The organism is Salibacterium aidingense DSM 18341, from assembly GCF_000429685.1.
Classification (GTDB): domain Bacteria; phylum Bacillota; class Bacilli; order Bacillales; family Marinococcaceae; genus Salibacterium; species Salibacterium aidingense.
Genome location: NZ_AUCI01000049.1, coordinates 1 through 9,043, shown reverse-complemented (window position 1 = coordinate 9,043; position 9,043 = coordinate 1). Strand labels below are relative to the sequence as shown.

The following is a 9,043-nucleotide window of genomic DNA, read 5'->3' as shown; positions in this document are numbered from 1 at the left end:
GCCTCCTCGGAAGAAAGTCACTTCCTGCGGGGTCTCGAGACTCGTGCTTTTCCCGCAGGAGTCGACCTATTTTGACTCCGCTGAATGGACGTTCTTGTTATATAAACCCTAAGATGTCCGTTTTACCACTTTTTCTTTGGTTTGGTCCAACCTCCCTCTCTATTCAGCCGAGGCCGGCCACGGAGACTCCTATGGGACGAAGATGAACTAAAGATTCCCTTGGTAATGCGATCTTATTTACCAAGGGAGCGGGAAAGCACAGTGACCGGGTGCAGCGATCCCATCGTCATTGTTTTTGTTCGGGTTTTCGGCCGGCTCCTATCCTTCTATCCCGGCCCCGTCTTTTTCGTGAATGTATATTGTAAGGCCTGCACTCCAAGTTCGCGGGTTCCTGCACGCTATTGTTCATTTTCAAACAGATGCTGGAGTTGGGTGTTTCGATTTTCTTGTTCTTCGGGGTCCGCCAGGTCATACTTTTTTAAAAGGTGGAATACTTCATTTAATATCTCCTGCGGCTGCTCCTGGTGCAGGGCAAGCTCTGTATCCCGGTATAAAGCAGCGGGCAGGAACTCTTTTTGACTTTCCAGTTTGGTTTGGACCTCTTCGAGACTATGGTCGATATTGCAGGAACTCATACGTGATACGCTCCTTTAGCTGTTATTCTGTCATGATGGGAGTAGACGTTTAACTTGTCTTCCCGGATAAACCCGACAGCCGTGATATTTAAGTCCTCGGCGAGGTCAATGGCGAGACTGGTCGGTGCGGATTTCGAAAGGACGACACTGACACCGATTTTAGCAGCTTTTGTCAGTACCTCCGACGACATCCGTCCGCTGAAAACAAGGATTTTATCCCGAACGCTCCAGCGATGAAGCAGGCAGTGACCGTAAAGCTTATCCAAAGCATTATGACGGCCTATATCCATTCGTGTGAGAAGGAGGTCGTCCGTTGTGCAAAGGGCTGCGTTATGAACCCCGCCTGTATCGTGAAAAGCTGTACTTTCTTCCTGCATCGCGTTCATCAGCGCGATGCACTGTTCAGGGGACAAGGAGACAGTGGAGGCTGCTGTTTTAGCCATTTTGGCATCATTATGAAAATAAAACTGTCTGCTTTTACCGCAGCAGGAGCCGATAAATCGTTTGGAATGCGTTTCCGAAGAAAGCGAAGCTTTTTTATGCAGTGTCACATAAGCAAAACCGCCTTCTTCATCCAGATCGAGATTTTGAATCTCCCGGTAAAAGAAAATAATACCTTCTGACGCCAGAAAGCCGATGACCATTTCCTCGATGTGATCCGGGGAGCATACCATCGTGGCAAATTCTTCCCCGTTTACGAAAATCGTCAGGGGGGCTTCCGCTACAATGACATCCATGGTTTCCTGAAGTTCTCCCTGTTTATAGGTGGTGATGGCACGCTGTTCACTCACTTCTTTTTTCACTCTTGTCACCTGCCTTCGAAAAAAGGTGTTATATCTACTAAATCATACACGAAATCAATAATCAACCAAGGGAAACAAAATAGAATTGGTATAATTTATTGAAAATAATGAAAATAGGTTGTAAAATGAAATCAAATGTTACCAATTAGTGACAAGAGATCATTACAGCAGCGTTCCTGCTGTCAATGTCTGTCGTCTCTAAATGTAAGCGATTTCTGTAGCTCGGAAGCAGCGTCCCTGCCTCTGCTCTATACGTCGTTTTTCCTCACCAAAGGGGTTCCTTTTGTGATGGAGAGACGACGTTTTTTTAAGGGCAGGGAATGAAGCTTCCATCATGATGAAGGGGTGAATCTAATGGAGAGAAAAGTGAAAAACAGATGGCTTATTGCATTATCGGCGGTAGGGATACATATTTCGATCGGCTCGGTGTATGCATGGAGTGTGTTCACAAACCCACTGCAGGAAGAGTTCGGATGGTCGCTGTTTTGGGTTAATTTTACCTTCAGTCTTGCTATTTTGTTTCTCGGACTGGCTGCTGCCTTTCTTGGACATTTTGTGGAAAAATACGGTCCTCGGGTTTCGGGCCTTACCGCAGCCGGCTTTTTTGGAGCGGGTGTGCTTGGCTCAGGGCTGGCGGTCACCATTGAATCCTTACCGCTTTTATTAATTTCATACGGCGTTTTTGGCGGCATTGGACTGGGTATAGGGTATATAACCCCTGTTTCTTCCCTGGTGAAGTGGTTTCCGGACCGAAGGGGGCTGGCCACGGGCCTCGCAATTATGGGATTTGGTTTTTCCGCGGTAATTTTCAGTCCGCTGCAGGAAGCGCTGATTAGCTCAGTGGGTATCGCAAATACATTTTTTATCATTGGGGCGATTTTTCTCTGCTGTATGACCGCGTCCGCTCTTTACTTAGAACGGCCGCCGGAAGGATACATGAAGGATCAGGCCCAAAATATATCAAAGAAAAACATGGATTTGTCCCAGCTGACAGCGAATCAAGCAGTAAAAACAAGACGCTTCTGGTTTTTGTGGCTGATGCTGTTTATTAACGTAACCTGCGGCATTGCCATTCTAGCGGTGGCAGCCCCGATGGGAGAAGAAATCGCCGGTTTGTCTGCGGCAGCGGCGGCAACGATGGTCGGGATCATGGGTTTTTTCAATGGTCTTGGCCGGATTGCCTGGGCCTCGGTCTCAGATTATATCGGCCGGGCGAATGTATATACGACGTTTTTTGTGATTCAGGTTGCAGCCTATTTTATTCTTCCGGTCATCGGTCAGGCGATTGTGTTTCAAATTCTTCTGTTTATTATCATTTCCTGCTACGGCGGCGGATTTGCCTCCATCCCGGCCTATATCGGCGATCTTTTCGGTACCAGGGAACTAGGCGCTATTCATGGATACATTTTGACGGCCTGGGCGGCAGCCGGTCTGGCAGGACCGAGTATTTCCTCCACAGTTCGTCAGCTCACGCAAAGCTACACGCTGACCCTGTACATTTTTGCCGTAATGATTGGGGTAGCATTAATCATTTCCTTCCTTATCCGAAGGGATATTAACGCATTGAAGAGGCAGCAGAAACAGGAAGAAGCAGGGTGAAAAAACGATAAAGGTTGAAGACATATGAACCGACATGAAGCAGAGTTCAGTAATTTAGTACGTTCCTTTCGAAAAAAACACATGGGGAAGGGTCCCAGCCATATCACGACCACTTTTTGTAAAAACTGGGCGATATGTGAAATGGAAGGGAACCTTTCTCCTGTAGAAAAATTCATTGCCAGTGAAAAAGACGGCAGACAGATGCTGCGTGAAGCACGAACGCAGATGGTCAAAGAAATATACCGGCAGCACCGTCCTTATGAAATGGAGGAGCTGCTAGGAAGCAATTTCGTGGAATTATTTGTTGATATTGATATCGAAAAGGATTTTGGCATGTCAATTTTCGTGTTTGAAGATGATCTGGAAAAGAAATTTAACAAGAAGCCCTAACGTTGGTCAGGCATCTGAATAATTTCTTTACGATGGATGGGAGGCGTTATAGGTTGACCGATAAAATAGAAATTGAGGTAAATGGAGAGAAAGTAAGCGGAGACAACGGACAATCCGCCCTGGAATTTTTACACGGAAAAAACGAAGATATTCCTTCGGTCTGTTATCATCCCAGCCTTGGAGCCATTGAAACATGTGACACCTGTATTGTGGAAAAAAATGGGGAGATGGTGCGGGCCTGTTCCTCAGAAATCGACTCCGGGGATGTCCTCAACACAATGTCCAAAGAGGTAAAAGAGGCACGGAAGGTAGCGATCGATCGCATTCTTTATAATCATGAGCTCTATTGTACGGTTTGTGACTACAATAATGGCGGCTGTGAAATTCATAACACTGTGAAGGAAATGCAGGTGGAGCATCAGAGCGTTCCGTTTGAACCAAAGCCTTTCGAGAAAGACTCTAACAGTTTTTACCGGTATGATCCGGATCAGTGTATTTTGTGCGGACGATGTGTGGAAGCCTGTCAGGATGTACAGGTAACCGAAACATTAACGATAGATTGGGAGAGAGAGCGTCCCCGGGTCATCTGGGATAATGACGTGCCGATCGAGGAGTCCTCCTGTGTTTCCTGCGGCCACTGTTCAACCGTTTGTCCGTGCAATGCCATGATGGAAAACGGCATGGAAGGCGAGGCAGGTTACATGACAGGAATGGCTGAAGATACGCTGCGGCCGCTTATTGACATAACCAAAGGAGTCGAAACTGGATATAGTTCGATACTCGCTGTGTCGGACATGGAAGCATCGATGAGAGAAAGCCGAATTGAAAAAACAAAAACGGTCTGCACATATTGCGGTGTAGGCTGCAGTTTTGATGTGTGGACGAAAGGCCGTGACATTTTAAAAGTGGAGCCGCAGCAGGAAGCCCCGGCGAATGGCATTTCTACCTGTGTCAAAGGAAAATTCGGATGGGATTTTGTGAACAGTGAAGAACGCCTCACTAAGCCGTTGATTCGTGACGGGCAGTCTTTCCGGGAAGCGGAATGGAAGGAAGCTCTGGGGCTGATTAAGCAGAAGTTTACCAAAATAAAAGAAGAACATGGGGCAGATGCCCTCAGCTTTATCAGTTCCTCTAAATGTACAAATGAAGAATCCTATTTGATGCAGAAACTGGCCCGCGGGGTCATTGGCACTAACAATGTCGACAATTGTTCCCGCTACTGCCAGAGTCCGGCAACAATGGGATTGTTCCGCACGGTCGGTTACGGAGGAGATTCCGGCTCCATTACGGATATTCAACAGGCTGATCTGGTACTTACCATCGGATCGAACACCTCCGAATCCCACCCTGTACTGGCAACCCGGGTGAAAAGTTCCCACAAACTCCGGGAGCAGAAGTTGATTGTCTCTGACCTTAGAAAGCATGAAATGGCTCAGCGTTCAGACCTGTTTATCCGTCCGGAATCCGGAACGGATTTGATCTGGCTGTCAGCGGTGACAAAATATATTATCGATCAAGGCTGGGCGGACGAGACGTTTATGGCAGAGAACGTAAACGGGGTGGAGGAGTATAAGGAAACATTGGAACCTTATACCCTCGAGTATGCGTCGGAAATGACCGGCATAAGCCAAGAGGATCTAATCCAAACGGCAGAGATGATTCATGAATCCGGTAAGGTCTGTATACTCTGGGCCATGGGGGTCACCCAGCATCAGGGCGGCAGCGACACCAGCACGGCCATCTCCAATCTGCTTCTTGTCACAGGAAACTATGGAAAACCCGGCACTGGCGCTTATCCGCTCCGCGGTCATAACAACGTGCAGGGGGCAAGCGATTTCGGGAGCATGCCGGACCGTTTTCCAGGGTACCAGTTTGTCACGGACGAGGAGGTGCGCGGCAGCTTCGAGCAGGCCTGGAACACTAAACTTCCGGAGCACGCCGGATTAAACAACCATGAGATGGTGGATGCCATTCATGAAGGAACCTTAAAATCCATGTATTTAAAAGGCGAGGATATGGGCATCGTAGACTCCAACATCAATTATGTGCATAGTGCCTTTGAGAAACTTGATTTCTTTGTCGTACAGGATTTGTTCCTCACTACAACAGCGCAGTTTGCTGATGTCGTACTGCCGGCCAGCCCCAGCCTTGAAAAAGAAGGAACGTTCACGAATACCGAACGACGCATCCAGCGCCTGTATCAGGTGCTGGAACCACTGGGAGGTTCGAAGCCGGATTGGGAAATTATTATGGCGATCGCCAATGAACTGGACGCCGGCTGGGAATACAGCCATCCTTCAGATATTATGGCTGAAGCCGCGGCATTAACCCCTATTTTCGCCGGTGTCAGCTACGAAAGACTGGAAGGCTATCACAGCCTGCAGTGGCCGGTGCACGCCGATGGCACGGATGAACCTATGCTATTCGCGGAAAGGTTCCCGTTTGAAGACGGAAAAGCAAGGCTGTACCCGGTCGAATGGACCGAACCGGTGCAGTACGAAGAAGAATATGACTTGCAGGTTAATAACGGACGACTGCTGGAACATTTTCATGAAGGAAACATGACGTACCGGTCCAGGGGCATAACACGGGAAACTCCGCGGGCCTTTGTGGAAGTGTCCCCGCAGCTGGCAGAAGAAAGGAGCCTCAGGGATGGTACGGTGGTACGTCTAGTATCCCCTTATGGTGCTGTCAAATTACCCTGTCTTGTGACAGAACGAGTTCAGAAAAAAGAAATATATATCCCCTTAAATGATGATGGGAATGGAGCAGTTAACCAGCTCACAAGCAGCTATGCGGACAAAGATACCGATACCCCTGCGTATAAAGAAGTGAGAGTGAAGATGGAAATTTTGCAGGAAAAAGGTTCCTCCCCACTTCCAAAGATAAACCACCGTTTTGGAAACCCGCAGCCGCAGATCGGCGTTCAGGTGGAGAAAAAGTGGCAGCGCCAAGACTATACCTTCCCTGGTGATGCTGTGAAAGGGGGACGTTAATATGGCCGAAAAAATTCAGCATATCCGCAAAATGGAAGTCTCGGAAGAGGAACAACGGCAGCAGGACTTGCGGGAAATTGAAGATGCCTTGATTGAAAACAAAGATGTCATTTTAAAATCTCTTTCCACGTTACAGCACGCGGAAGAGCGCGGGGTTATTTCCCTTTTACACGGCCTTTTTGCAGATGGGGATAAAGTTCTGAAAGTACTGGTAGACACCATGAATAATGAAGAGAATACCACTTCGATCCGTAATCTATTATTGCTGCTCGGTGTGGCCGGCAGAGTGGAAGTAGAGAAATTGGAGCCGATACTCTTGAAAGTGAATGACGGACTGCGCCGGGTCGGAGAAGAAAGTGATACAGAAGAAAAGGTTGGCTATATGGATGTGATAAAATCCTTGAAGGATCCGGAAGTAAATCGGGCAGTGACCCTGCTGCTGACTTTTCTGAAAGGGATGGGTCAGCAGACGGAGCAGGATATGAAAACGGGAAAAGAAACACCGGACCAAAAAATGTGAAAAAGAGTCGGAAACGAACCCCAAAGAAAATTATGAGGGGGAATCGGGCGAATGATTTTCCGCAGCCCGGTTCAGAATGTCTATCAATCCGTGAAAATGCGGCTTAACAACAAAATCGACAGCACCTGCTTTCTTTGCTTCGTTGATATGAGAGGAAGTAGCAAGCGAAGAGCACATAACGACGGAGGCTTTGGGATCCAAGGCTGTAATTCCTTTTATAGCCTGTAATCCGTCCACTTTGGGCATCGTGATATCAAGGAGGACCAGCTGTGGACGGTAAAGGCTGTATTGTTTTATGGCCTCTTCACCATCCCGGGCTTGAACAATGACGCGGTAATTATGGTTTTCTACCAGCTTTTTCAGCCATGTCCGCATAAAGGCGGAATCATCCGCTATCATCACGGTTTTCATGTTCCACATCCTTTCTTATCCCCGGGGATTGATAATGTTAACGTCCAACGGGTCTTACAAACTCAATAGCCTCCTCAATAAAAAGGGACTGGTCTCCGAAATGGCAGAGACCAGTCCTGTGTTTGTCTCCTTCGGCGGCCCGGCTGTCCTAGAATTCCCCTTAGACCCGCGGCTTTGCGTCCCCCCTTTTCAGGAATTTGCCATTTCGGTTGGATGGTGAAACTATTAGTATCTCTATCATACTAAATCGAAGAAATATTGAAAAGAAAAGAGTGCCTACGTTGCAGGCCGGGATCGCCACTACTAAAATGTTGGTAGTTTGTTACAGCTCTTTGTCTCTATTTGATGTAAAATGACAACAGTATGCTTGAATAAAGAAAGAGAGGCTTTTCCGTAATGAAATCAAAGATTCTTGTCATCGTAACAGGTATTGTTTTTCTAGGAATGGGAGCATTTCTTCTTTGGGGGCCGGGAGAAAGTCCCTCGGACCATCAGGAAACAGCAGTCGAAGGAGATCTGGAGAACCAGCCTGTCATGGGAGAAGAAGAGGCCCCGGTGGAAGTGGTGGAGTTTGGCGATTACAAATGTCCAGCCTGCAAGTCATGGAGTGAAACAGTCTTTCCCATCCTGAAAGAAAATTACATTAACTCCGGTGAGGTATCATTCACTTATATTAATACGTTGTTTCACGGAGAAGAGTCTGAACTTGCAGCCCTGGCCTCAGAAGCAGTTTGGGATCGATATCCTGAGTCGTTTTGGTCCTTTCACGAAATAATTTTTCAGAATCAGCCGTCCCAACAGTCACATGATCAAGAATGGATTACTCCGGAAACGTTAGGGGAGATGGCTGAACAGATGGATGAAGGGCCGGAAGCCGGAGAATTCATTGAGGATATAGAGCAGAAGACGTATCGAGAACAAGTGAAGGTAGATGAGACCTTGGTCGATGAGAACAATATCCAATTCACACCGAGTATTTTAATTAATGGGACGCTTATTGAAGATCCTTTTGATTGGGAAGCCATTCAGACAGCGATTGAAAATGGTCTGGAGGAAAACGCATGATGAAGCGCGTATTGCAGTCGTACGGTCTGTATGCCGCATGGCTTGTCTCCGCTGCTGCTGTTTTAGGCAGCTTGTACTTTAGTGAAATCCTCGGATTTGTGCCGTGCGAGTTTTGCTGGTATCAGCGGATTTTGATGTACCCGCTTGTTCTCCTGCTTGGCATGGCTGCTTATTTCAATGATACAAGCATTGTTCGCTATGTGCTGCCGCTGCCTGTTATTGGCGCTCTTGTGTCTCTCTATCATTATTCGATGCAGAAAATACCTGGATTTGCACCGATAGAGCCTTGTTCAGAAGGAGTGCCATGCCAGGGAATGTATATTAATCTGCTCGGGTTTATCACCATTCCATTCCTCGCCCTTCTTGCTTTTCTATTCATTATTGTCTGTTTATGGGGCGCTCGCAGCCGCCGTTCTGTCGAGTAAACGAGGCCGGGACAGAAGGATGAGCCGGCCGAAAACCCGAACAAAACAATGACGATGGGATCGATGCACCCGGTCACTGCGCTTTCCAGCTCCCTTGGTAAAGAAGATCGCATTACCAAGTGAATCTTCCGTTCGTCTTCGTCCCATAGGAGTCTCCGTGGCCGGCCTCGGCTGAATAGAGAGGGAGGTTGGGCCAAAC

The 9,043-nt window shown here is 47.7% G+C and carries 10 protein-coding genes and 1 riboswitch; of the genes, 6 read left to right on the top strand and 4 right to left on the bottom strand.

Annotated elements, in window-relative coordinates; all coding sequences use genetic code 11:
- Positions 1–398: 398 nt before the first annotated feature.
- Complete coding sequence (locus tag G475_RS0121885) at positions 399–635, bottom strand: hypothetical protein (RefSeq protein WP_026703076.1); 237 nt, start codon at positions 633–635, stop codon at positions 399–401.
- On the bottom strand, positions 632–1,438 hold the full coding sequence (gene fdhD / locus G475_RS0121880; protein WP_026703075.1) for a formate dehydrogenase accessory sulfurtransferase FdhD: 807 nt from the start codon (positions 1,436–1,438) through the stop codon (positions 632–634). The genes G475_RS0121885 and fdhD overlap by 4 nt, the downstream gene beginning before the upstream one ends.
- A gap of 354 nt (positions 1,439–1,792) precedes the next feature.
- On the opposite strand from fdhD, the gene G475_RS0121875 reads away from it, so the two are divergent.
- Genes G475_RS0121875 through G475_RS0121860 form a run of 4 tightly spaced genes read left to right on the top strand, consistent with a single transcriptional unit; the run spans position 1,793 to position 6,943 of the window.
- Positions 1,793–3,037, top strand: coding sequence for an L-lactate MFS transporter (locus G475_RS0121875; protein ID WP_026703074.1), 1,245 nt, complete (start codon positions 1,793–1,795; stop codon positions 3,035–3,037).
- Between the two features lie 24 nt (positions 3,038–3,061).
- A complete protein-coding gene (locus tag G475_RS0121870) occupies positions 3,062–3,427 on the top strand; it encodes a DUF2294 domain-containing protein (RefSeq protein ID WP_026703073.1) in 366 nt (121 codons plus the stop codon).
- A 53-nt stretch (positions 3,428–3,480) separates the two neighbouring features.
- The gene (gene fdhF, locus G475_RS0121865) at positions 3,481–6,423 is read left to right on the top strand and encodes a formate dehydrogenase subunit alpha (RefSeq protein WP_026703072.1); all 2,943 of its coding nucleotides are present in this window, start codon (positions 3,481–3,483) and stop codon (positions 6,421–6,423) included.
- 1 nt (position 6,424) lies between these two features.
- Positions 6,425–6,943, top strand: coding sequence for a DUF1641 domain-containing protein (locus tag G475_RS0121860; RefSeq protein ID WP_026703071.1), 519 nt, complete (start codon positions 6,425–6,427; stop codon positions 6,941–6,943).
- Positions 6,944–6,973: 30 nt separating this feature from the next.
- Here the strand turns inward: G475_RS0121860 and G475_RS26030 are convergent, their stop codons facing one another.
- Positions 6,974–7,354, bottom strand: a complete 381-nt coding sequence (locus G475_RS26030; RefSeq protein ID WP_035712452.1) for a response regulator — start codon at positions 7,352–7,354, stop codon at positions 6,974–6,976.
- 130 nt (positions 7,355–7,484) lie between these two features.
- Positions 7,485–7,566, bottom strand: a riboswitch (cyclic di-GMP riboswitch).
- 184 nt (positions 7,567–7,750) lie between these two features.
- Here G475_RS26030 and G475_RS0121845 point away from each other — a divergent pair.
- The gene (locus G475_RS0121845; protein WP_026703069.1) at positions 7,751–8,419 is read left to right on the top strand and encodes a DsbA family protein; all 669 of its coding nucleotides are present in this window, start codon (positions 7,751–7,753) and stop codon (positions 8,417–8,419) included.
- Positions 8,416–8,844 carry a disulfide oxidoreductase gene (locus G475_RS0121840; RefSeq protein ID WP_026703068.1) on the top strand — a complete coding sequence of 143 codons (429 nt, stop codon included), beginning with the start codon at positions 8,416–8,418 and terminating at the stop codon, positions 8,842–8,844. The genes G475_RS0121845 and G475_RS0121840 overlap by 4 nt, the downstream gene beginning before the upstream one ends.
- On the opposite strand, the gene G475_RS27680 is transcribed toward G475_RS0121840, so the two are convergent.
- Positions 8,809–9,043 (bottom strand): hypothetical protein (locus G475_RS27680; protein ID WP_211233945.1); only part of this gene is annotated, 235 nt, incomplete at its 5' end. The genes G475_RS0121840 and G475_RS27680 overlap by 36 nt on opposite strands.

Bases quoted from the DNA above. Each gene is read 5' to 3' on its own strand.
- G475_RS0121885 (WP_026703076.1), bottom strand. From the start codon at position 635: ATGAGTTCCTGCAATATCGACCATAGTCTCGAAGAGGTCCAAACCAAA.
- G475_RS0121875 (WP_026703074.1), top strand. From the start codon at position 1,793: ATGGAGAGAAAAGTGAAAAACAGATGGCTTATTGCATTATCGGCGGTA.
- G475_RS0121870 (WP_026703073.1), top strand. From the start codon at position 3,062: ATGAACCGACATGAAGCAGAGTTCAGTAATTTAGTACGTTCCTTTCGA.
- G475_RS0121860 (WP_026703071.1), top strand. From the start codon at position 6,425: ATGGCCGAAAAAATTCAGCATATCCGCAAAATGGAAGTCTCGGAAGAG.
- G475_RS26030 (WP_035712452.1), bottom strand. From the start codon at position 7,354: ATGAAAACCGTGATGATAGCGGATGATTCCGCCTTTATGCGGACATGG.
- G475_RS0121845 (WP_026703069.1), top strand. From the start codon at position 7,751: ATGAAATCAAAGATTCTTGTCATCGTAACAGGTATTGTTTTTCTAGGA.
- G475_RS0121840 (WP_026703068.1), top strand. From the start codon at position 8,416: ATGATGAAGCGCGTATTGCAGTCGTACGGTCTGTATGCCGCATGGCTT.